Annotated in this window: 14 protein-coding genes and 5 pseudogenes; 12 read left to right on the top strand and 7 right to left on the bottom strand. The window is 44.8% G+C overall.

What is annotated here, in order from left to right:
* Positions 1-287: 287 nt before the first annotated feature.
* From KFE98_12080 to KFE98_12055, 6 genes and pseudogenes are all read right to left on the bottom strand, one after another.
* Positions 288-1,229, bottom strand: a pseudogene (locus KFE98_12080) (hypothetical protein).
* 9 nt (positions 1,230-1,238) lie between these two features.
* Positions 1,239-2,252: pseudogene (locus KFE98_12075) on the bottom strand (cadherin domain-containing protein).
* 900 nt (positions 2,253-3,152) lie between these two features.
* Positions 3,153-3,974: pseudogene (locus KFE98_12070) on the bottom strand (LamG domain-containing protein).
* A gap of 126 nt (positions 3,975-4,100) precedes the next feature.
* Positions 4,101-5,180: pseudogene (locus KFE98_12065) on the bottom strand (LamG domain-containing protein).
* Positions 5,181-6,281: 1,101 nt separating this feature from the next.
* Positions 6,282-8,489, bottom strand: a pseudogene (locus KFE98_12060) (hypothetical protein).
* A gap of 1,411 nt (positions 8,490-9,900) precedes the next feature.
* A complete protein-coding gene (locus tag KFE98_12055) occupies positions 9,901-10,527 on the bottom strand; it encodes an NUDIX domain-containing protein (GenBank protein UTW60780.1) in 627 nt (208 codons plus the stop codon).
* A 41-nt stretch (positions 10,528-10,568) separates the two neighbouring features.
* Between KFE98_12055 and KFE98_12050 the strand changes: the two genes are divergently transcribed.
* Positions 10,569-11,210, top strand: coding sequence for an orotate phosphoribosyltransferase (locus KFE98_12050; protein ID UTW60779.1), 642 nt, complete (start codon positions 10,569-10,571; stop codon positions 11,208-11,210).
* 9 nt (positions 11,211-11,219) lie between these two features.
* Positions 11,220-11,624 carry a hypothetical protein gene (locus tag KFE98_12045; GenBank protein UTW60778.1) on the top strand — a complete coding sequence of 135 codons (405 nt, stop codon included), beginning with the start codon at positions 11,220-11,222 and terminating at the stop codon, positions 11,622-11,624.
* Here KFE98_12045 and KFE98_12040 read toward each other — a convergent pair.
* On the bottom strand, positions 11,612-12,355 hold the full coding sequence (locus KFE98_12040; protein UTW60777.1) for a biotin--[acetyl-CoA-carboxylase] ligase: 744 nt from the start codon (positions 12,353-12,355) through the stop codon (positions 11,612-11,614). The two genes, KFE98_12045 and KFE98_12040, sit on opposite strands and share 13 nt — an antisense overlap.
* 111 nt (positions 12,356-12,466) lie before the next feature.
* On the opposite strand from KFE98_12040, the gene rsfS reads away from it, so the two are divergent.
* From rsfS to KFE98_11990, 10 genes are all read left to right on the top strand, one after another.
* Complete coding sequence (rsfS, locus tag KFE98_12035) at positions 12,467-12,844, top strand: ribosome silencing factor (protein ID UTW60776.1); 378 nt, start codon at positions 12,467-12,469, stop codon at positions 12,842-12,844.
* 45 nt (positions 12,845-12,889) lie between these two features.
* Positions 12,890-14,971 carry an ATP-dependent zinc metalloprotease FtsH gene (gene ftsH / locus KFE98_12030; GenBank protein ID UTW60775.1) on the top strand — a complete coding sequence of 694 codons (2,082 nt, stop codon included), beginning with the start codon at positions 12,890-12,892 and terminating at the stop codon, positions 14,969-14,971.
* Between the two features lie 21 nt (positions 14,972-14,992).
* Positions 14,993-15,211, top strand: a complete 219-nt coding sequence (locus tag KFE98_12025; protein ID UTW60774.1) for a DUF2007 domain-containing protein — start codon at positions 14,993-14,995, stop codon at positions 15,209-15,211.
* Positions 15,208-16,035 carry a phosphatidate cytidylyltransferase gene (locus KFE98_12020; protein UTW60773.1) on the top strand — a complete coding sequence of 276 codons (828 nt, stop codon included), beginning with the start codon at positions 15,208-15,210 and terminating at the stop codon, positions 16,033-16,035. Before KFE98_12025 ends, KFE98_12020 begins: the two co-directional genes overlap by 4 nt.
* 33 nt (positions 16,036-16,068) lie before the next feature.
* Positions 16,069-16,725, top strand: coding sequence for a phosphatidylserine decarboxylase family protein (locus tag KFE98_12015; GenBank protein ID UTW60772.1), 657 nt, complete (start codon positions 16,069-16,071; stop codon positions 16,723-16,725).
* Positions 16,726-16,779: 54 nt separating this feature from the next.
* Positions 16,780-18,375, top strand: coding sequence for a redoxin domain-containing protein (locus KFE98_12010; GenBank protein ID UTW60771.1), 1,596 nt, complete (start codon positions 16,780-16,782; stop codon positions 18,373-18,375).
* A gap of 146 nt (positions 18,376-18,521) precedes the next feature.
* Positions 18,522-19,133: a hypothetical protein gene (locus tag KFE98_12005; protein UTW60770.1), complete on the top strand. Its 612-nt coding sequence runs from the start codon at positions 18,522-18,524 to the stop codon at positions 19,131-19,133.
* Complete coding sequence (locus tag KFE98_12000; protein ID UTW60769.1) at positions 19,130-19,933, top strand: DUF2764 family protein; 804 nt, start codon at positions 19,130-19,132, stop codon at positions 19,931-19,933. The genes KFE98_12005 and KFE98_12000 overlap by 4 nt, the downstream gene beginning before the upstream one ends.
* Complete coding sequence (locus tag KFE98_11995; GenBank protein ID UTW60768.1) at positions 19,930-21,696, top strand: V-type ATP synthase subunit A; 1,767 nt, start codon at positions 19,930-19,932, stop codon at positions 21,694-21,696. The genes KFE98_12000 and KFE98_11995 overlap by 4 nt, the downstream gene beginning before the upstream one ends.
* A gap of 2 nt (positions 21,697-21,698) precedes the next feature.
* Complete coding sequence (locus tag KFE98_11990) at positions 21,699-23,018, top strand: V-type ATP synthase subunit B (protein ID UTW60767.1); 1,320 nt, start codon at positions 21,699-21,701, stop codon at positions 23,016-23,018.
* The last annotated feature ends 1 nt before the right edge of the window (position 23,019 follow it).

Genomic DNA, 23,019 nt, shown 5'->3' with positions numbered 1-23,019 from the left:
GAGAATGGATTAGAAGGAGTCACTGAAACAATACCATAGGTTAAACTTCCACCTTCGGGATCATAACCTTGGGCAATGGCCACGGTGTCACCGTTGCTCGCAAACTCAGAAATTCTATGTTCAGAACCGGCATAGGATCTAACCCAAGAAGTGGTTGAACCGGAAAGCACCCCACCTGCATCAGGATCGATTGCACTTGGCAAAGTGGGGCCTGATACTTCATCAAAACGGTAGTAGGCTTTCAAGCTATCCTCATCACCTTTCAATACTTTGAGGTAGTTGTTTACAATATCCGCTGAATCACGGTAGACATTCCAGATACGAACTTCATCTACCTGACCTGCATAACTGCTTTCTTTTCCTACTCTAAAAATGGAAGACGAATTACTCGTATTGGTATTTAAGGTATTGGTACTGCCTCCTGAACCCTTGGTTCCCAGTTTTACACCATCCAACCAAAGAATACTGGAGTTTACGGTTCCTCCATCGGCAATTTGCCAGGCGACGTGATGCCAACTGGAATCCAATGGAATATTCAACCACTCGGCATAGGTTGATCCACCTAAATCAACTCTAAGTCTACTTGAGCTGACGAATCTAAATTCAACCCGTTGACGGTTGGATGAACGTCCATAAGACAAGAAACTATTGTTGCTCTTCGCAGGATTGTAGTACCAGAATTCGATGGTTCTAACATCATCACCGTTTGGTAAATCATCCATCTTCTCGATGTCGATATAGGTGTTCCCCGCAAAATCATAGGTATGACCAAACCCTGCTACCGGAGCTTCGTTGCGATCTTTTACCTGAATGACAAAGTAGCCTGTGTCCTTAGTATTGTCAGAGTTCTTCTTAACGGAGTAGGCAATTTCAAACAAAGTATCACCCGATTCATAGTCGAGCTCATACCCGTCTGCAACGGTAACCACACCAGTACTTGTGTTGGCACTAAAAGGATTGGTATTACCACTTACTTTACTCAGAGTGATAGCTGAATGATCAGGATCCCACCAGGTTAAATAACCAACCGTGTCTCCAGCAGTTGCTCCTTCGAAAACAAAGATGGGTACGGTATCAACCGAGTTCTGGTAACTTGTGGATGGATCGGCATTTACCAGAGCTGCATGAAAATCATTTCCTGAATAGTCATAAATGGTATCCGACCCGATATCATCAAATGCGTAATAGGCTCTTAAAGTGGCATCCGATGTATCCGGACGGCGATTCATTTCCAACCAGATGTCTTCCAATCCTAAGGCGCGATCCCAGATTTTGAGCTCATCAATTTTCCCGTTAAAAAACTCGGATGTGCCGTTCCACTGAGTACTGATTCGGAAAGGATTGGCCCCGGATCCAGGCGTCAGGTTAGCGTTGCGGGTAGCTACTTTTTCACCATCAACATAGAGGTAAGACACATTGACACTATCTACTACAGCGTAATGGTGCCAATCCATATCCGTTGGAAAATTGACCCCTGTATTAGTCCAGGTATCTCCTACTCTAATACCTCCAGAAGGATTACCTCCGAGGTAAAAGCGATTTTGCGAGAATATGTTGAAAAAAGAGCCACTTTGAGAAGCATCTTGTTTCGCCCAAACAGAAACGGTAAACTCACCACTAAAGCTGATCGGATAACCCGTAGAGGCGGCTACATCATTAGATCCATCAAAATCAAAGCTTTTTGCCAAGCCGGCATAAACAGGCTCATCTTCGTTGTCAACGGCTACTCCTACTAAGGCAGTGTCCACCAATCCTCCCAAGTCTTCAACCGCGTAGGTTATCGATACTGTTGAACTCGATTCATAGTTCAAATTGGAATTATCAACCAAGGTCACGTAACCCGATCCTGAATCAACAGCAAAGGCTCCGTTAGTTGGATCTGTAGTTAAATAATAGAAGATGGAATCGCCATCAATATCATGCCCTACGAGTTTCGTTAAAGTATCACCTACATTGGCGTTTTCAGAAATGCTTACCGATAGGGTTTCGTGGGTGCTCCAGGTCGCTCCATTCTTCAGGACACCATCGCGATTGTCAGGAGAAAGATCGTCTACCGCGGTACCAGTTCCTTCTTCACAGGAATAGTACAAGGTAAGATCGGTTTCAGAACCGGTCCCCCAGCTAAAGGCGGCTTCACGTATTTCATCGGCGGTGAGCACACGATCGAAGGTTTTTACTTCATCAATGTCTCCTTTAAAGTTGGTATTTGAGGTGGCATATTTATTTTCTCCAATACGAACATTTTCACTCAAATTGGTTGTGTTTCCAGAATTGACCTGATGAGCTTGTTCGCCATTAATGTACAGGGTCAGTTTTCCAGAACCGTGGGTCATAGCTACATGAACCCATTCATTCAAGGAATAGTTCGAAGAAAAGGCATTGTCACGGTTTCCATCCCAGTTAAAGGCAACGATTCTGTTTGTACCATTCAACTTGGTCAGATAAAGACCATGGTAGGCACCATCGTCACAAATGATACAATCACCATAGTAAGCAATGGAGGAAGATGGTCCGTTGGCCGCAGGACGAATCCAGGCCATCATGGTGCTCTTGTTGTTATTCACCAAGTTATTCAAGGTGGAGCTGGGCTCTATCCAATCGTTATTTCCATCTAGGTAGACAGAGTTGTTGAACATGGCATACGGCGCATCGTTCTCGTTCTGAATCAAGGTAACAATATCCATGGTGTCTAACACACCAGAAGCGCTTTTAGCCCGGAATTCAAAATCGTGAAGGGTATCGTTTTCATAGTCGATAAGGGAATTATCGAGGATGGTCAACAACCCGGTTAGCGAATCCACTTTGTAAGTGCCCGTAAAGTCATTGGTCAAGAAATACTTAACCCCAACACTGTCTCCAGCCCAAGCAGTTAAATAACCAACCGTATCTCCATTCGCAATATTCTCGGAGATTTTGAAAACGAATGGAATGGTATCTAAATCAAATTCAGGTGGTCCGGATGAAAAAGGTCCTGAAATTGGAGCCAATTGCGCCCCATCATCTCCCTCGCCTCCTCCGGATCCATTATAATCCATGTACCCAACCACTCCATTGCCAGACTGATCAAAAAGGTAGGTTCCTCCGCCTTCTTCAAAATCAAAATACAAGGCCAATCCGCTTTGGGTGGAATTGACTCGCTGATAACGATTAAACTTCACCTCTCCTGGAGCCAATTCTCTTGTCCAAACCCGGAATTCATCTACTCGTCCAGCGGCAAAATCACCAATTGGGTCGTACGAAAGGAACATCAATTGATCCGTACTCAAGTAGCTCGAAGCACTGGTATCTGAACCAATCAATTCGCCATCATAATAAATTGCTCTACGCTTTGAAACTCCGTTGAAAGTAAAGGCGTAGTGGTGCCAACCTTGAGAAGCTGAATCAGGAAGAGCTACCGTAAAGTCATTGTTTCCAAATCCAAAGGAAAGAGAGTCATCCTTGACGAAATAGGCGGAAAGATGTTTGTTGGTAATAGCCGTATGACCATGAGCAAATAGCGGCGGGTTACCGGTATTGGCGGTAAAGTCTTTTCGGTACCATAGTTCTGCGCTGAATGATCCAGTTCCAACATCGACCGAATCTACAACCACGTAGTTGGAATTTCCATCAAATTTCCCCACATAACCCATTCCGGCAATAACGAAATCGGTAGAAACATTTGGAAGCTCAACGCGGAAAGTGTCCTCCACTTCCTCGAAATTTCCTTGCTCCTCAACCGTGTATTTCTGGAACAATAGATTAGCCGGAGTTCGAGAATTGTAGATTAATGTACTATCGGTAACAAAAATGGCTCCGGAAGTATTGTTTACGCTAACAAACTGAGACAAAGGCGAGTTGGAAGTATTAATTCTTACATCATCTCCATCTGGATCCCAGCCCGTTACATAACCAATGGTGTCTCCGTTGCGAACATCGGAAGGAATATCAAAAGTGAAAGAGGAGAAACCCGATACCCAAGCCGACGTGGTATTCATATTGGTTAAAACCCCATGATTCAGGTTGCTAGTCACATCAAACAAGGATCCTGTACCACTTTCATCAAAATTGTAATACGCTACCAAATTAGGGTGAGAGCTCGAAGGCCTTTTGTAGGTCGATTGAGCTACGGTTGCTGAATCTAATTGGGTGTTGTAAATACGAACTTCATCAATCTTACCCTTAAAATAACCTGCTCCAGATTGCCATGCTCCAATAGCTGGTTCTCCAGAATAGTTTCCAATGGATTGAGTAAAGTTTCCGGTTTTCACCTCAACTCCGTCGATGTATGCTCGAACAGTCCCTTCTGATTTTTTCCAGGTAAAAGTGAAGAAATGCCATTCATTTAAGTAAGACGAAAAGGGAATGTCTACATGAGTAACAGATGAGTTTCTAAGCTCTACCCGCAATTTCCCAGAAACAAAGTGAACCGCATAACCAGGGTTTCCATTGCTTCCTCCATTGTGAAAAACATTACCTGTGGCAGATTCTGCATACATCCAAGCCTGGAAGGTGATAGATTCGGTAAGGTCAACGGCCGTATTTCCGCTTAAGTCAACAAAATCATTAACCCCATCAAATTGCAGAGCCTGATGATAGCCTGCTACGACTTCATTTCCAGTATAAGTTCCAATGATGTATTCCTTTTGTCCGAGTACATCATAACTGGTAATGTAGTTACTGAAGGTATTGCGGTAAAAGTCCCCATGCCTATTCCATTGAACATCATCAAATCCATCGCGCTTGAATATGTTCAAGTCATTTTCAGGTAAAGACGAAATGGCCGAATTACTGTTGTAGTAATAGCGGGTGTTGTATTCCAAATTGCTTCCTCCAACCGGGAAAACACCCCAATATCGAGATGAATCCAAAGTTGATCCATTGGGCATGGACTGGAAAGAATTGGCGGTATCCATCACCAGGTATATCTGAGCACCTGTGGCTCCGGTAAATGAATAAGCTCTTAGGTAATCGCCTTCGGCAGTAGCCAGGTTAAAATCAATGGATCCGTTGTAATCGTATTTCGAAGTATCCCCTAAGGCTGCTCCGGAAGTATTCCAACCTGGAGTAGCTCCAAAACTGGTCAACGTTCCATCATGCGATCCTGTTAAATCGGCAAGGGAAGTTCCTGAACCTTCATCCATCCGGTAATAGGCCAGAAGTTTGCTTAATGAATCATGACTGGAGGTCAATTTCCTACACATCCAGTCTCGGATATTGGACTGACTCAACGCTGCATTCCAAATTCGAATCTCATCAAGCTCTCCTTTAAAGTTTTGAGAACCATATTGACCAATCGATACATTTTGAGATGTCGTTGGCGGTCCTGTAATAGAGGCAGAGGTGGAGGCGTCCAAAACTCCATCTTTATAGATGTAGACTCCTGTTGCATCAACCACTAAAGCAGCGTGGTGCCACTCTCCATCATTACTGTTGTTGGTTGAACGAAGGGAACGGTTTCCAGAACCGTAATAGAACATATCTAACTTACCGCCATACAAGCCAAAGCGCCATCCATTTCCGGAAGACGGAACATATTTATTGACAAAATCGTTGTCAGTACCACTGGAGGTAGACTTAAACCAAGCCTCAATCGTAATTGGGAATGCATTGAGTTCTGCGGCATGAGCAATATCGACATAGTCATTGCTTCCATCAAAGGTGAGTGCCATCCCCGGCCCTAAACGATCCTGGTAGGTAGTATTGGTAAATCCGAGAACATATTGAGTCCCCGTCTGACGAGGAAGTGTGATGGTTTTCGCAGAAAGGTTGCGATGGATGAATCCCGAAGCAATTTCCCAGGTGTTATCTGCATCATCTTCTCGCTTCAAAACAACCAATTTGGCCATTTGCTCAGCGGTAAGACTTAAACCACTAAAATCAATGAGTACGGTGTAGGTCGCTGATCCACTTCCCACTTTATGAACTCCAAAATATCCTTTATTAAAAAGAATAGAGTCAACTCCAGTAGGCTTACTGGTAAATTCAGGCTCCTCACCAATGTAATAAATCTGAATACCATCTGTGGTGGTAAAACCAGAGGTACCGGTAGCCTGAAAAGAACTTCCATTGCCCATAACCAACTGAGCCGATGGCGACGAACCATAAGAGAATGCACTGGTATCACCCAATCCGGCTCCGGAAATGACCCAATCTGAGTTGGGATCCATATTGGTGAGTGTTCCGTCGTGACTCCCTACCAAATCAATAAGTGTAGTCCCTGAAGAATTATCACTGCGGTAGTAAGCCAATAGATCTTTGATGGAAGAATGATTTCCATCCAGTTTCCGATTCATCCAGGTCTGCAATTCAGACTGACTTAACTCGGCATCCCAAATCCGAACCTCATCCATTTGACCATGGAAGAAGTTGCAATTACATGACCACCCCTGACGCCCGATGTATAGGCTATTGGCATCGGCATTGTAATAAGGTTTGTTGGCGTAGGATCCTGTGCCGTCAGAAACTCCATTAATATAAAAGGTAGCGGTTCCTGAACTATAGTCAAAGCTCACTGCCACATGAGTCCATTGCTTCGTTGGAATAGTACTATTACCATACCTCCATTGATATCCCGAAGAAGTACTTCCGATTTCCAGTCCCAATTTTCCGGAGACCACTTCAAAAAGGAATACATCAGGATTGGAGTGTCCTGAACCATGACCTTTGGAAATAATAGCCTCTGCCCCACTACTCTCCAGGTAAATCCAGGATTCGAGGGTAAAGTCTCCATCCAGGAAGTTAAGGTCACTATGATGGGGCACTACCACTTGGTCATTGGATCCATCAAAATCCAAGGAATATCCAGAACCGGTTCGCTGAACGTAGTCCGGAGCGGGTATGGCGGGATCGTATTCAATAGATCCCAAGTCTGGACCCGTTCGGGTTGCTCCGTTCAAATCTGTGGTTACGCCATAATTATTGGCTTTATCGTTGGTTCCGCTTGCCCGAGGTGTCAGATCCGTATCAGACGTATAATAGGGATTCAGCGAAATACTGTTTACGTCTTTTCCAGAATTACTTTTCCAGCTCGAAAGATCGGAGACAGCCTTGTTGGAATAGTACCCTATATTGGATCCTGTAGAATAGTAGTTGTTGTAGTCAAGTTCAGAAAAAGAATTGGTAATTCCAGATCGAACATTAATCGCGTATCCACCGCCGGAGTTAACCAGCATGTTGTTTCTAACGTAATTATTCTTGTAAGCTGCATGTCCATCTAAGTACAAGCAAGTCCCATTCGTTGCACTTGGACAGTCTACATATATACTGTTGTGCTCCACATATAAATACGATGTGGAACTAAGGGCTATCCCTCGAACCGTTCCTCCATTAGATCCAATATGCGAAATCGAGTTGTTTCGTACCGCCCCATAAGCAGCAGAGGTATTAATACCCTGAGTAATGGTTATTCCATAACCGGCACTGGTCGATCGGTTTACAATACGGTTGGAGGAAATATCAAATGCTTTTTTTACGGCCCAGCAGTACATGGAATGAACCACCGAATGGCTTCCTTTATCTTCAATCGTATTTCCTGTAATCGTAGCTGTATCCTGATAATAAATGAATAAGCCGGCGTAAAGGAAATCAGTAACTGTGTTATTGGAAATTTGATTACTCTGGCCTGGAACTGTGGATTGTCCTTGCCAATAGATTCCATAAGAACCACCAATTACCGTATTGGATACAAGAGAACAATGGTTTTGTGAGTTGCTTGATGGGTTGTAAACAACTGCAAAGTTGGAATTATTGGCATTCGCCAATTTGTAACCGTGAAAGGAATTCCCTTTTAAATGAATGCTCTCGCATCCATCTCCTTCGAAGGTCACAACACGACCGTAGGTGGTTCCGGTATTTTTGAGATGCAAAGTTCTTAGGTTAACGTACTGTGCAGAGTCAAATTTCCACACCCAGTTATCCGCCGTACTTGATCCTTTATAGGTAATGATTACTGAATCTTTATTGGATGGATCAGCTTGAAAGGTTATCGTGTTCACTGCACTTACTCCATCGATGTAAGGCATGGTGATTTGTTCGTTGTAGGTTCCTCCAGCTATATTAAAGGTTACTGCTCCGCAAATCCCGCCGCTCATGGCTGTAATCGCCGCCCCAATGGTTGAATAATCAGCCCGGCTGCCACCAATCGTGTAGGTTCCGCCAAAACCACCTGCGGTAATGGTTCCAGACTCATCGTTACCTGACCCAGTCGAAGAGTTACTGCTGTATGAATTTCCGCAAGCTCCGAATGTAGCACCGGAATAATTGGCAATGGCACCACCTTGAGAAGAGGTAGGACTTCCGTTACTCCCGGAAGAAACCGAATTGCCTGAAAAAGTACAAGATTGAGAATTGACCGTTCCTGAATGATTGAATACAGCTCCACCAAAGCCACCTCCTCCAGAACCCGGGAAGGTTGAATTGCTACCACCATTTCCTCCAATGGCTTTGTTACTGCTAAAGGTGGTTGAAGATAAAGTTACCGTACCCCCATAATTCAAAATGGCACCGCCCATGGCAGCACCACCTCCGCCACCGCCACCGCGATAGCCACTTGAAGCCCGTCCTTTTCCTCCGGTACCGCCTCCATATCCAGCAGAACCAGCACCTGCACCAGAACTCGAACATTTACCAGCTCCGCCGCCGCCGCCGCCACCGCCGAAACCACCGGTTCCGCCTAAACGAGTTTGACAAACGTAGGATCCAGCTCCACCGCCACCGCCGCCACCAAAGCCGCCAGCACCGCCATAGCCAGAATAATTTCCAGAACCGCCGCCACCGCCGCCGCCGCCTTCACCGCCAGCACCGCCGTAGCCACCATAACAAGCTCCTCCAGAACCGCCGCCGCCACCGCCACCGCCGTAGCCACCTGCTGTTCCAACTTGAGATGCTAAAGTTCCACACCATTGTCCATTTCCACCTTTTCCACCGTTATCGGCACCAGATCCACCGGTTTTAGTACCTGAAGTTTTGGTTCCTGCACCTCCACCTCCGCCACCTACCGACGTTCCGGCAGATCCATTAGCATTCCATCCGCCGCCTTTTCCTCCAGTTCCGGAAAATCCACCACCGCCACCGCCGCCACCAGCGTTGCTTGTAGTCCATCCTCCAGCACCTCCATTTCCAGAGATTCCACCACCACCACCGCCACCGGTGTAGTAAGACGAACCACTGGTTCCAGCACCGCCAGTTCCACCAGTAGCCTTGTTACTGTCAAACGTGCAATTGCTAACGGTGAGTTTTCCCTTATTGAAAATGGCACCACCCATTCCGGCACCGCCTCCTCCACCAGCACTGGTTTGAATTCCAGCGCCACCGGTTCCACCTTGAACAGAACCGTCGCTAAACTTTATCCCGTCCAGAATAAGAGAGCCTCCGGTATCCACAAAGAAGAATCGGAAGTCGTTGGTAGAATTTCTCTTAATAACAGAATTAGAACCGAGGATGGTTATTTCTGAGGAAATGATCGGAAGGGCATTAGGCCCATAAATATCGTTGTTGGAAGAAGTAAAACTGTAAGTACAGCTGGAAGAAAGGTAGATGGTGTCGTGGCCGGAGTTAGTATTGGCGGTGTTTATAGCCGAGATCAGCGAGGAAGTACCGCACGTCGCATTGATCGTACCAGCCCTTACCTGACTGAAAAACAGCAAGGTGATAAAAACCACCCCGAGACACGAGAATGCCCCCTTAAAAAAAAGCGTCTTTCGACAAATAGACGTAACCACCCGTAGTAACTATTTTTCGATAATTCCCTGTTTAAATCTCCAATCTAACACACTAAAATAACCAAAACGACATAACGCAGGCCATTTTTCACTCCTTCAAAAAATAACATAAGGGCTGAATATCAGCAGTTTAACCACTAATCACCAGCCCTCAATACCAAAACTTAAATAAAAGGAAAATTTATTTACAAAGTGCAGTTAATCAGAGAAGGTCAATTTTTCTTCGCCAAATGCCCTTTAACGCAGGATAAGCCCCTTTATCGAAAACTTCGTCCATCTGATCCCCTGACATCCAGGTAGCTTGGGTAATATCTTCAGCAAATTGAGGTACGGGTTGCTGCCCAGGTTCAGCTCGAAGCCAATACCAAACCGATTTTTTGATCACCACTCCTTTTTTAATTCGATAGAGGTGCCAGGTTTTATCCGGTTTTGGAAAAAGAAGTTGGTCCGCACGAATTCCGGTTTCTTCCTCAATCTCTCTCACTGCTCCTTCAAAGACCGTTTCATCCTTTTCGATTTTACCCTTCGGTAGGTCCCAAAATCCTCGGCGGAAAATGGTAAGAAAATGATCATTTTCATTTAATACAATACCCCCTCCAGCTACAATCTTTTCGTAACGCTTCTTAAATGATTTCCAAGACTTTGAAGGGTTATTGGAAAGAAAAATCCGGCGAACTTCTGCTGGTTTTTCCAACCATTTTTCCACCTGCTCTTCACTGGGCCCGGAAGTCCTGTAAACCTTGACATTTTTGCCTCCGGAAACCTCCTTTAAGTCACCCACTAAATCAGTGAAAATGATCTCCGTTCCATTGCAGAAAACTTTATACATTTGCTCGCCTTATTAAGTATTTGGTTAATCCAGATTTATTCATGATTTCGACGAATGATACGGCTTTGAATGTATGCGAATATCTGCTGCAAATTAAAGCAATAAAACTTCAGCCCAATGATCCATTCACTTGGGCGAGTGGAATTCAATCACCGATTTATTGCGACAACCGTAAAATCCTTTCTTACCCTCGGATTCGGACCTACATTCGTCAGGAAATGGTAAAAACCATTGAAGACAATTTTGGCAAGCCCGATGTAATTGCAGGTGTAGCCACTGGAGGAATTGCTATTGGCGCTTTGGTCGCTCAGGAACTGGGACTTCCCTTTGCCTACGTGAGATCAAAAAGCAAAGAGCATGGCCTCTCCAATCAAGTTGAAGGAGTGGTAGAAGCAGGTCAATCTGTTATTGTTATTGAAGATTTGATTTCTACCGGAAAAAGCTCTTTAAATGCCGTTCAAGCACTACGCGATATTGGCTGCTCGATCAAGGGTATGGTAGGAATCTTCTCCTATGGATTGGCCGAGTCAAGAGACAACTTCATTCGTGAAAAATGTCAGCTCATTACCTTGGCGGATTATGATTCGCTCATTCAAAAGGCGATTGAAAACAAGTACATCAATGAACAGGATCTAAAATTGCTGCAGCTTTGGAAAAAAGCTCCAGCTGAATGGTCCGTTTGATTCTTCCCTATGGCTGTTATTAAAAGTGATGCGGTTACTGTAGTAGCCCCTTTCGAAACTTTACGTACTCATCTTGAGAATCTAAACCATTACGAAACGCTAATGACCAGCGACCGTATTGTGGATTGGCAAAGTACTGAGGATACCTGCTCTTTTACTGTTCAAGGCATGACTTCGATTGGCATGAAACGCGAAGGCACTGGATTAGACAGCGGAATTCACTTGGTTTCTCATGGCAAGAATCCTTTTGAGTTTACCATGGATATCTTGATTCGCTCAGTAAATGACGAAAGCTGCGAAGTGGAAGTATCTTTTGATGGGAAAATGAACTTTATGATTCAAACCATGGCCTCCACTCCCCTCAAGAATTTGTTCAACATGATGGTGAACAACCTGGCCAATCAATTTTCCTGATCCGGAAGAAATCGAATTTCACGCAGGTCAAATTCCATTGACCCTTTATCGGTATTCATTTGCAATAGTCCTTGGGAAGATATCCCTGTAATTCGCCCAAACAGTTCCTTATCTTGATGAAGGTAAGTGCGCCATTGGCGAAACCCATAAAGGTATTTGAGGTAGGTAGCATCAATTCTCGCTGTTGGCCAAAAAGAGGAATGTATATGAGCCTGTAAAGCTTGATGCAACTGATTCAACAGCTCCATTCGATCGGCTTTTTGACCACTAATTTCACGCAAACTAATCGCATTGGGCAAGCGATCCTTTAGCCCCACTTGGTTCACATTTAATCCAATACCGATAACCACGTGCTCCACCCGATCTCCATCGAGGTTATTTTCAATCAACACGCCGGCAATTTTTCGGCCGTTTACCAAGATATCATTAGGCCATTTTACACTCACTCCTTCCACTCCCCGATCCACCAAAACCGAACGAACTGCTAAAGACACCCTTTTATTGAGCTCAAAAACCTGTGAAACCGGCAGCACATGAGGCTTAAACCAAGTACTAAACAGCAGATTTTCGCCATCTTCTGAGTCCCATTTATTACCACGCTGCCCTTTGCCCGCCGACTGATAGTCGGCCCAAACGATATCCCAGAGTTGCGCCTTTTCCTGACGAATTAAATCTTTGAGGTGATCGTTTGTCGAATCCAAAGAGGGAAAAAAATGGAGCTGGGGCTTCATAAACCGAGAGATTTCGTACAATTCAGAAAAAAAGTTAAGTCGGTAAAAACATTAAATCCAAAAGTAGATATAAGACCGGGATTGGTTATTTTTGTTGACTTATAATTTTACATGGGAAAATCTGCTTCTCCAGTGCCATCAAAAGCACTTTCAGACATAATTGTTAAGGGAATTGAAGACAAAAAAGGGCTTGGTATTTTAGTCCTTGACCTCCGGGATGTTGAAAGTGCCATCTGCGATTATTTCATTATTAGTCACGGTAATACGGATAAACAAGTTGACGCCATTGCAAATTCTGTAGTGGATCACGTTAGGGATGCTTGTGGTGAAAAACCGTGGCATGAAGAAGGCCGACAAAATAATGAGTGGGTCTTAATCGACTACAGTAATGTGGTGGTGCATATTTTCCAAAAGGATGTGCGGGATTTTTACAAGCTGGAGGAGCTTTGGGCCGACGCTCACATTACTCCTGTTGAAGTTTCCTACTAACAACCATCGAGAAATACAGGAACTAAAAATTCGGAAAAGAACTTTATGAAGTCGTCAAACAATAACGGACCTGAAAAGAAAAAACCCTTTAATTTTTATTGGGTTTATGTGATCATCGGTGTGGTGCTGCTTTTTCAGTTACTCGTCAACTTCAATACAACCCTTCCCCAAGTGAACCCAGGTGAGCTGGAGCAAATGGTGAAAGACGGGGATGTAAAAGAAATTGTGATTGTAAACCGGGATTTCGCCCGGGTCTATCTTACGGAAGGAGCACTCGAAAAAGAGGCTCACAAAAATGAAGTAAGCCCTTCTCTTATAGGAGATGCGCCACATTACGAATATCATTTCGTATCGGCTGAAAGCTTTGAAACAGATCTAAAAACCTGGAGTGAGGAAAACACCAATTTTGTGTACCGCTCCAAAACAGAACAGAACTGGGGCCGCGACCTGATTGGTTGGATTCTACCGATCGGAATTATGATCGTGATCTGGCTGTTCATTCTGCGTCGAATGAGCGGTTCTTCTGGGCCGGGTGGCCAAATCTTTAACATTGGTAAATCGAGGGCCAAGCTGTTCGATGAAAATACCAGTGTAAAAGTAACCTTTGGTGATGTAGCCGGACAGGAAGAAGCCAAGGAAGAGGTGAAGGAAATCGTAGACTTCCTGAAAAACCCCAAGCGCTATACGGATCTCGGAGCTCGAATTCCGAAAGGAGCCTTATTGGTAGGCTCACCAGGTACCGGTAAAACCCTTTTGGCTAAGGCGGTTGCCGGCGAAGCTCAAGTACCTTTCTTCTCCCTGTCAGGATCTGACTTTGTAGAAATGTTCGTTGGGGTAGGTGCTTCACGTGTACGTGACTTGTTCAAGCAAGCCAAGGAAAAAGCTCCTTCTATCATCTTTATCGATGAGATTGACGCCATTGGTCGTGCCCGGGGCAAGAATCCAATGCAGGGATCTAACGATGAGCGTGAAAACACACTGAATCAACTACTTACCGAAATGGATGGTTTTGGCAACAATACGGGGGTAATCATCCTGGCCGCTACCAACCGAGCTGACATTCTAGACAAGGCTCTTCTTCGCCCTGGCCGATTCGACCGCCAAATCATGGTGGATATGCCGGACCTTCATGGAAGAAAAGAAATCTTTAAGGTTCACTTGAAGCCCATTAAAATTGACAAGTCCATCGACATTGACATTCTTTCTCGTCAAACTCCAGGTTTTTCAGGAGCTGATATTGCAAACGTTTGTAACGAAGCTGCCTTGATTGCCGCCCGGAAAAAGAAGTCTAAAGTGGATAAAAAAGACTTCCTCGATGCCGTTGACCGTGTAATCGCCGGATTGGAGAAAAAGAACAAGATCATTACCCCAGCGGAAAAAGAAGTAATCGCTTTCCACGAAGCCGGACACGCCTCTGTGAGCTGGTTGTTGGAGCACGCTTCTCCCCTGGTTAAAGTAACTATCGTTCCTCGTGGCCGTTCCTTGGGAGCTGCCTGGTATCTGCCTGAAGAACGTCAAATTACTACCGAAGATCAACTACGCGATGAAGTATGCGCTGCCTTAGGTGGACGTGCTGCAGAAGAGATCATTTTCGGAAAGATTTCTACCGGAGCCTTGAGTGACCTTGAAAAGGTAACACGCCAGGTATACAGTATGGTGGTTTACTACGGCCTGAACAAAAAGATCGGGAACATTTCCTACTACGATTCTACCGGTCAGTCAGAGTATTCTTTCCAAAAACCTTACAGTGAAAAAACAGCTCAGATTATTGATGAGGAAGTAAGCAACTACATTGAGAAAGCTTATCAGGACACCCTGGCTCTTCTACGTCAAAATCAAGAAAAACTGAGAGAAGTAGCTGAGATGTTGCTTAACAGAGAGGTTATCTTTAAAGAAGACATGGAAAATGTATTCGGTAAGAGAACCTTTGAGCGCGATCTTCAACGTGAGCGGGAAGAAAAGGAAATTGAAGCCAAGAGAAATGGCACCACCATTACCGAAAAAAAGGAACCTGAAACTCCTGCAAAACCGGTAAACGGAACGGCCGACTCTTCTACAAAAGCTCCTGAAAATCCGAAGCCGGAAGAGCCAAATATTGAGGAAAGTAGCTCCGAAAAAAAGGAATAACTATTTTTGGGCTACAAGACTATGGAGTCCGACTGGGTAAAAATCTATTCCACTACCGATCATCTTCAATTAGAAATCCTTCGGGAAAAGCTAATGGAGAGTGATATTCCGTCTGCGGTAATCAACAAGCAAGACTCCATGCACATTCACCTGAATTCTCAGATTATGATTGAATTGTATGTGGCCAAGAACAATGCTTTTCAGGCCGTACAGATCATCGAAAAAACGAAAAAATCTTGAGCAACTTTCTTCAGCGCCTTCTAACCGGAATTGGTTTTTTCATTGTTATTCTCGGAGCGACCGCCTGGAGACCTGAAAGTTTTGCCTTGTTGTTTTTGACCATCCTTTTGGCGGGTCAACTAGAGTTTTACCGACTCATTCAAAAAGCCGGAGGGAAACCTCAGATTTTTTGGGGCATGATCACCGGAGCCTACTTGTTCCTTTCCAATTTTTGGTTCGTAAGTCAAGGTTTTAAAGGGGTTGAATTGCTCATTGGATCTTTGTTTTTCATCTTCATGACCTTTGTTTTAGAGGTATTCCGAAAGGCAGATCGCCCTTTTCATAACATTGCCTATACCCTAACTGGGGTATTCTACATTGGACTTCCGTTTAGTTTGCTGAATTATTTGGTCATCGACACCGATTTGGTACCTACTTATGATTTTTCTCCTTGGGTATTGGTCGGAACCATTATGACCATGTGGGCCAATGATTCCTGGGCCTATATAATAGGTTCCTGGTTGGGCAAGAATAAACTCTACCCAAGTGTATCTCCTGGGAAAACCTGGGAAGGATTTATTGGCGGAATCGTTTTCTCACTGCTTTGGGCCAGCTTGATGAGTTTGTTCATTGAAAACATCAGTTGGTTGGATTGGTTAGCCGTAGGAGCGATCGTTTCTCTATTTGGAACGGCTGGTGATTTGGCCGAATCTAAGCTCAAAAGAAGTCTTCAAATCAAGGATTCTGGAAACATCTTTCCGGGTCATGGCGGAGTACTGGATCGATTTGATGCCTTTATTGTCGCTATCCCGTTTCTTGTCCTTTATTTTTACCTCGTTCCCTAATACCTGAATTACTATTTTTGCGACCTAACACCCATGCATCTACATAAAGAAGGCACCAAGATAATGCTGAGCACCCTGCTCGGATTGACCGCACTGAACTTTCTGGTATATTATGCTTTTGGCCTTTCTATAGGCCTTTGGATCGCCCTGGGCATTTCCTTTATTATTCAGCTCGCTGTCACCCAATTCTTTCGGGTACCTCATCGCAAGGTTGTTTTGGATGAAAATCACATCATCTCTCCTGCTGATGGAAAGGTGGTTGTGATTGAAGAAGTGTTTGAAGACGAGTATTTCCAGGAAAAACGGATTCAGGTTTCCATTTTCATGTCGCCACTTAATGTACACGTGAATTGGGCTCCCATTTCAGGTATCGTCAAATATGCCAAGTACCACGCTGGAAAATTTCTCGTTGCCTGGCACCCCAAGTCTTCGACCGAAAACGAACGAACTACGGTAGTTTATGAAAACTCAAAACTATCCGTTTTGGTTCGACAAATTGCCGGTGCTGTTGCACGTCGTATCATTTATTACCCACGCGAAGGAGATCAATACAAGCAAGCTCAGCAGATGGGATTCATCAAATTTGGATCTCGAGTAGACTTGCTCCTCCCCTTGGATGTTGACATTCAGGTGGAAATTGATCAAAAGGTGACCGGCCTGAAGACGATTATCGCCAAGATTCCGGAATAAGCTCTGTTAATGTCGTGTTAAAGATGCCGCAAGGCCATTAACAAATCGAGATATTTGATCGGTACAACAGGCTACCGGTTTAAGGACATTCTTCTTACTTTTAGGCCGATTTTTCTGAACAACATGACACACATCAAAACTCTTACCACCATTCTGTTTTGTGCCCTCCTTAGCTTGCCCGCATGGGCATCAGCCAATCCGAAGGGCAAAGACAAAGAAAAGTCCGATGGATACCGTTTCGAGTTTACCCTAAAGGGTTCAACTGAAGCTGATTCATTGGTATATATGGCCAATTACTACGGACATAAACAGTACTATTTTGATACCCTTCGCCGAAAGAACGATGGGCTTTTCGTGTGCGAAAAGGATAGCGTTCCCGGAGGAATCTACCTGATCGTGATGCCCGATCGATCGTCCTATTTTGAGGTAATTGTTACGGGAGACGAAAAAGAAATCGTCATGAACACCAATCGGAATAGTCTGATTGAGCAAATGGATGTGAAGGTTTCGGATGAGAACAAGCTGTTTTACGAGTTTCAAAGAACCTTGGCAAAAATGACCTTCAGTGCAAGACCCATGCAAGAACGGATAAAGGCGTTGAAGGAACAAGAAGGCCAGGAAGATTCAGTGAAGTACTATGAAGAAAAACTGAATCAGCTTAATGACGAAGTTATAGCTTACAAAACCGAATTTATTGAAACCAATGCCAACTCCTTTGCGGCCAAGATTTTTAAATCTTCACAAGAGCCAGAAATTCCAGAAAACCCGGAAGTGCCCGAAGGTGTAGAAGTGAACGACTGGAAATACTACTACTTTAAAAACCATTTTTGGGACAATATTGACCTGGGAGATGATCGAATGATTCGCACCCCGGTATTGGGTAAAAAGCTGGAATATTACATTACCAAATTGACCCCACAAATTCCAGATTCGATTACGGCTGCCTCCGATGAATTGATCGATAAAGCCAGACCAAGCCGCGAAAACTTTAAGTACATCGTTCACTGGATTACCAATCATTATGAGCGCTCCAAGATTATGGGTATGGATGCAGTGTTTAGCTACATGGCTGTAAACTACTATGGACGCGGAGAATGCTGGTGGACTGATTCGGCTACCACCGAAAAGATTGTGACTCGTGGAAAGACCTTAGAACCCCTTCTAATTGGCAAGAAAGCATCTAACATTATCCTTCCTGATACAGCGGGCAAATGGCACAATTTGCACGAAATAGAAGCGGACTATACCGTCATGGTTTTCTGGAGCAGTACCTGCGGGCACTGTAAAAAGGAAATTCCAAGAATTGAAAAGTTCTACCAAGAATACAAAGACAAGAACGTAGCCGTATTTGGAATCGGAACTGAGCTGGAAATTGAGAACTTCAAGAAGTTTATCCGCAACAACAAGATTCACTTCTTAAATGTGTCTGACACACCCGAAATCAATGAAAACGCTCACGACTACATGCTCAAAGGGTTGACCGATTTGAACAGCCTAAACTTCAGAACGGTGTACGACATCTTCTCAACTCCACAAGTGTATGTATTGGACAAAGACAAAAAGATCATCGCCAAAAAATTAGGCGCCGATCAATTGGGTGACTTCATTGACAACTATAGCAAGAACCAAACCCAGAATACAGCCCCTTAACAGACTGATAAACTAGTAGCACAATTTCGAAGAGCCTCTTTTGGGGCTCTTTTTTTTGCCCTTATATTTCTGCTCAATTAGCCCCGTTTAAAATTGGATTCTACCCATTTATGCCTTAACTTTCAAGACATAAATACTGTGCTTGAATGAATTCAAAACTTCAAGACCTGACTGAAAAAATCTATCAGGAAGGAATCGAAAAAGCCAAGGAAGAATCCGAGCGTTTGATTGAAAAAGCCCGCTCTGATGCTGACCGTATCCGCAAGGAAGCCGAAACGGAAAAGAAACAACTTCTCGACCAAGCCCACAAAGAAGCAGAATCGCTTCAAAAAAAGGTAAATTCGGAATTACAACTTGCCGGAAGGAAGCTCATCGGACAGATCAAATCAGATCTCTCCAACCTTGTTCAGGAAAAGATGCTGGATACTCCTATCCGGCAAAATTTAAATGATCCGGCTGAAATGGCCCGCTTAATGGAAATGGCGGTAAGCTCTGTAACCTTAAATGGGAACGAGGTATCGCTGCGCATTAGTGAGGACCTAAAAAAGGAAATCGAAAATCATCTCGAACAAAGCAAAAGTTCCCTGCTTCAAAATGGACTCACGCTGCATGGGGAACACATGCCAGGTGGTGGGTTTAAACTGGAACCCGGGGATGGTAACTACCTCATCAGTTTTACCGAAGCTGATTTCCGCTCCTTCTTTGCCCAATTCATCAATCCTGAAACCTTGCAATTTCTGGCCCCAGAATCGGCATGAATAAAGAATACTACGGTTTAGTCAGTGGATTGCACCAACTGGTAGCAGGAAAAACACCTGAACTCTCTTTACTTGCTTTTAGAGATGAGCTATCTAATCAGTTGGAGCCTGCCGATTATTACCAGGTCCTTCTTCTCTTCTATCCCTACGATCACCAGAACCTACTACAAGATCTATTTAAAGAGAATCCGGAGCCCCATTCGCTTGGTAATCTCTCCGAAAAGGAACGAAGTGATCTATTGGCTAAAAAGCTAACTGATGACCTCTATTTCCAGTCCTTTCTGGACAAGTATGACCGATTGCTGGAAGAACCGCAGGAAAATGCCCTTGAACAGGCTCTATGGGAGCACTACTTTTCTTTTTGCCTGGAACATGGAAACGAATTTTTGCAACAATGGATTCGATTGGAATCCACCCTGCGGAATTTAACCGCATTGCACCTCGCTCGAAAGCTTTCCATTTCAGTAGAGGATCAACTGCTCACCACTGGACTATTTACGCCCGAAGAAACCCTTCGGCTCAATCCCAGCGATCTGGATAAAACCCATCCCTGGATAAAGGCTTATATGGAAGCACTCAACCTGGATAAGCCGAAAGAACGAAAAAAACAACTGGACCAAATTCGCTGGGACTACCTGGATGAAAGCACCTTCTTCCACTATTTTGGAGTGGAAAAGGTTTTGGCCTACGTGATCAAGCTAAGCGACCTGGAAACGAACTGGGACGCTGAGGCCGGAAAGCAAGCCTTTGAAAGCTTCAATGAAAGTATACGACGCGATTTGGAAAAACGACTGCTATGACAACTGGAACCGTAACGGGAATTATATCGAACCTACTCACCGTAAAAACCAATGGACCGGTTGGCCAAAACGAAATTGGCTACGTTATTAAAGACGACATGCGGCTCATGGCCGAGGTTATCAAAGTAGGCGGTGACACAGCCTATATCCAAGTATTTGACAGTACCCGCGGTTTGCGTGTGGGCAGCGAAGTGGAATTTACCGGAACCCTACTTGAATTGGAATTAGGTCCAGGCGTGTTGTCGAAGAACTATGACGGCCTCCAAAACGATCTGGACAAGCTGGACGGCGTATTCCTGCAACGTGGTGTAGGAAGTGATCCCCTCGAAAAAGAAAGCCAATGGGCCTTTACTCCTCTAACCGAGGTTGGAAGTACTGTAGTTCCCGGAGATTGGATCGGGGAAGTGGACGAAAATGGGCTGTCTCATAAAATTATGGTTCCTTTTAAATGGAAGGGGAACTTTACTGTAAAAGAGGTCGCCTCTGCCGGAAGCTACTCCATCTACGACACGATGGCCACAGTGGTTGACGAGCAAGGCAAGGAACACGCCATTACCATGGTTCAGAAATGGCCAGTTAAGTTGGCGGTTAGAACCTATAAAAACAAACCCCGTCCATCGAAAATGCTGGAAACCGGTGTTCGGGTTATTGACTCCCTCTGCCCTATGCTGGAAGGTGGCACCGGATTTATTCCCGGTCCTTTTGGATGTGGAAAAACGGTTTTGCAGCACGCCTTATCCAAACAGGCCGATGCGGATGTTGTAATTGTAGCCGCCTGTGGAGAGCGAGCGAATGAAGTAGTAGAGATTTTCACCGAGTTTCCCGAATTGGAAGACTACCGCACGGGCAAAAAGTTGATGGAGCGTACCGTAATTATTGCGAACACCTCAAACATGCCCGTTGCAGCCCGTGAAGCCTCTGTATATACGGCCATGACTATTGGCGAATATTACCGAGCCATGGGACTTAAGGTATTGCTCTTGGCCGATTCTACTTCGCGCTGGGCCCAGGCCCTTCGGGAAATGTCGAATCGATTGGAGGACCTTCCTGGCCCCGATGCCTTCCCGATGGATTTAAGTGCCATCATTGCGAACTTCTACGCTCGTGCCGGAGCTGTGAATCTGCACAATGGTCAAACCGGATCTATCACCTTTATTGGAACCGTATCACCTGCAGGGGGTAACCTCAAGGAACCCGTTACGGAATCCACGAAAAAAGCGACCCGCTGTTTTTATGCCCTGGCCCAAAAACGAGCGGATAGTAAAAGATACCCGGCGATTGATCCCATTATGAGTTATTCCAAGTACCTGGAATATCCGGAGTTTGTCTCCACCATGGAATCAGCAGGCACTCCAGAATGGATCCAGAATTCGCTGGACATGAAAACACTGCTTCAGCGAGGCAGTGAGGCCGCCGATCAGATTAATATTTTAGGGGATGACGGAGTTCCCGTTGAATATCACCTGCATTTCTGGCGAGCTGAACTCATCGACTTTGTGATTCTACAACAGGATGCTTTTGACGACATCGATCAAATGACTCCTTTGAATCGACAAAAAATCATGGTAGAAAAAGTGCTGGATATCTGCAGACAGGAATTCCCCTTCGATCATTTTGACCAGGTAGGAGGCTTTTTCAAAAAGGTGATCAACGGAATGAAACAAATGAATTACTCGGCCTTCGAATCGGATGATTACCGCAAATACGATCAGGAAGTGAGTGAATGGATTGCAGCTCAATCAAGAGTGGAGGAAAACGTTTAACTATGGAGAATTCAGTATTTCAAAAGCGTTTTACGCGAATTGAGGACATCAATAAAGCGACCTGTACGGTTAAAGCTCCTGGTGTAGGCTATGAAGAACTGGCCTGGGTAGGAGACAAATTGGCTCAGGTGGTAAAAATTGTAGGCGAAAAAGTGACCCTTCAGGTCTTCTCCGGAACGGAAGGGATTACCACTGATACGGAAATAACTTTTCTGGGAAAATCACCTACGCTAAAGGTAGGCCCTGAGTTAGTCGGACGTTTTTTCGATGCGATGGGCAATCCGATTGATGATGGTCCAGCGATAACCGGTGAAGAGCGAGAAATTGGAGGCCCTTCGGTAAATCCGGTAAGACGCCTTCAACCCCACCAGTTTATTCCAACAGGAATTGCCGGTATCGACTTGAACAACGCTCTGGTAGCAGGACAAAAGATTCCCTTCTTTGCCGATCCGGATCAGCCGTACAACGAAGTAATGGCTCTTGTGGCTATGCGAGCTCAGGCCGATAAGATCATATTGGGTGGAATGGGATTGACCAATGATGACTACCTCTACTTTAAAAACACCTTCGAAAATCAAGGTGTATTGGACCGCATTGTGTCCTTTGTAAATACCACGGAGAATCCACCAGTTGAAAGACTTCTAATACCGGATATGGCCCTGACCGCAGCAGAATACTTCGCGGTGGACAAAAATGAAAGTGTACTCGTCCTGCTTACCGATATGACTCTGTTCGCAGATGCCTTGAGTATCGTATCCAACCGGATGGATCAGATTCCATCCAAAGACTCGATGCCAGGTTCGCTTTACAGTGACTTAGCCCGGATCTACGAAAAAGCGGTGCAGTTTCCAGAAGGGGGTTCCATTACAATCGTAGCGGTAACCACCTTATCCGAAGGAGATATTACTCACGCCATTCCGGATAACACAGGATACATCACCGAAGGACAGTTATTCTTAAGGAAAGACACCGATATTGGAAAGGTAGTCGTAGACCCCTTCCGAAGCTTATCTCGATTGAAGCAGCTCGTAATTGGAAAACAAACCCGGGATGATCACCCACAGGTGATGAATGCGGCGATTCGACTTTATGCTGATGCAGCTAATGCACGTACGAAGCTGGAAAACGGATTTGACCTCACAGACTACGATGAGCGGACCCTAAAGTTTGCCAAAGAATATTCACACGACTTGCTTGCGATTGACGTAAACATCGACACCGAAACCATGCTCAATTCCTCCTGGGAGTTGTTTGGAAAACACTTCAAAGTGGAGGAAGTGGGAATCAAAAAAGAACTGGTAGACAAATACTGGAAGAACTAAC

The organism is bacterium SCSIO 12741 (assembly GCA_024398055.1).
Taxonomy (GTDB): Bacteria; Bacteroidota; Bacteroidia; order Flavobacteriales_G; family Salibacteraceae; genus SCSIO-12741.
The sequence above is the reverse complement of the archived record's forward strand: the minus strand, read 5'-3'. Positions and strand labels throughout refer to the sequence as shown.

What these genes read in the sequence shown, in the direction of transcription:
- KFE98_12055 (UTW60780.1), bottom strand. Translation starts at nt 10,527, where the DNA reads ATGTATAAAGTTTTCTGCAATGGAACGGAGATCATTTTCACTGATTTA.
- KFE98_12050 (UTW60779.1), top strand. Translation starts at nt 10,569, where the DNA reads ATGATTTCGACGAATGATACGGCTTTGAATGTATGCGAATATCTGCTG.
- KFE98_12045 (UTW60778.1), top strand. Translation starts at nt 11,220, where the DNA reads ATGGCTGTTATTAAAAGTGATGCGGTTACTGTAGTAGCCCCTTTCGAA.
- KFE98_12040 (UTW60777.1), bottom strand. Translation starts at nt 12,355, where the DNA reads ATGAAGCCCCAGCTCCATTTTTTTCCCTCTTTGGATTCGACAAACGAT.
- rsfS (UTW60776.1), top strand. Translation starts at nt 12,467, where the DNA reads ATGGGAAAATCTGCTTCTCCAGTGCCATCAAAAGCACTTTCAGACATA.
- ftsH (UTW60775.1), top strand. Translation starts at nt 12,890, where the DNA reads ATGAAGTCGTCAAACAATAACGGACCTGAAAAGAAAAAACCCTTTAAT.
- KFE98_12025 (UTW60774.1), top strand. Translation starts at nt 14,993, where the DNA reads ATGGAGTCCGACTGGGTAAAAATCTATTCCACTACCGATCATCTTCAA.
- KFE98_12015 (UTW60772.1), top strand. Translation starts at nt 16,069, where the DNA reads ATGCATCTACATAAAGAAGGCACCAAGATAATGCTGAGCACCCTGCTC.
- KFE98_12005 (UTW60770.1), top strand. Translation starts at nt 18,522, where the DNA reads ATGAATTCAAAACTTCAAGACCTGACTGAAAAAATCTATCAGGAAGGA.
- KFE98_12000 (UTW60769.1), top strand. Translation starts at nt 19,130, where the DNA reads ATGAATAAAGAATACTACGGTTTAGTCAGTGGATTGCACCAACTGGTA.
- KFE98_11995 (UTW60768.1), top strand. Translation starts at nt 19,930, where the DNA reads ATGACAACTGGAACCGTAACGGGAATTATATCGAACCTACTCACCGTA.
- KFE98_11990 (UTW60767.1), top strand. Translation starts at nt 21,699, where the DNA reads ATGGAGAATTCAGTATTTCAAAAGCGTTTTACGCGAATTGAGGACATC.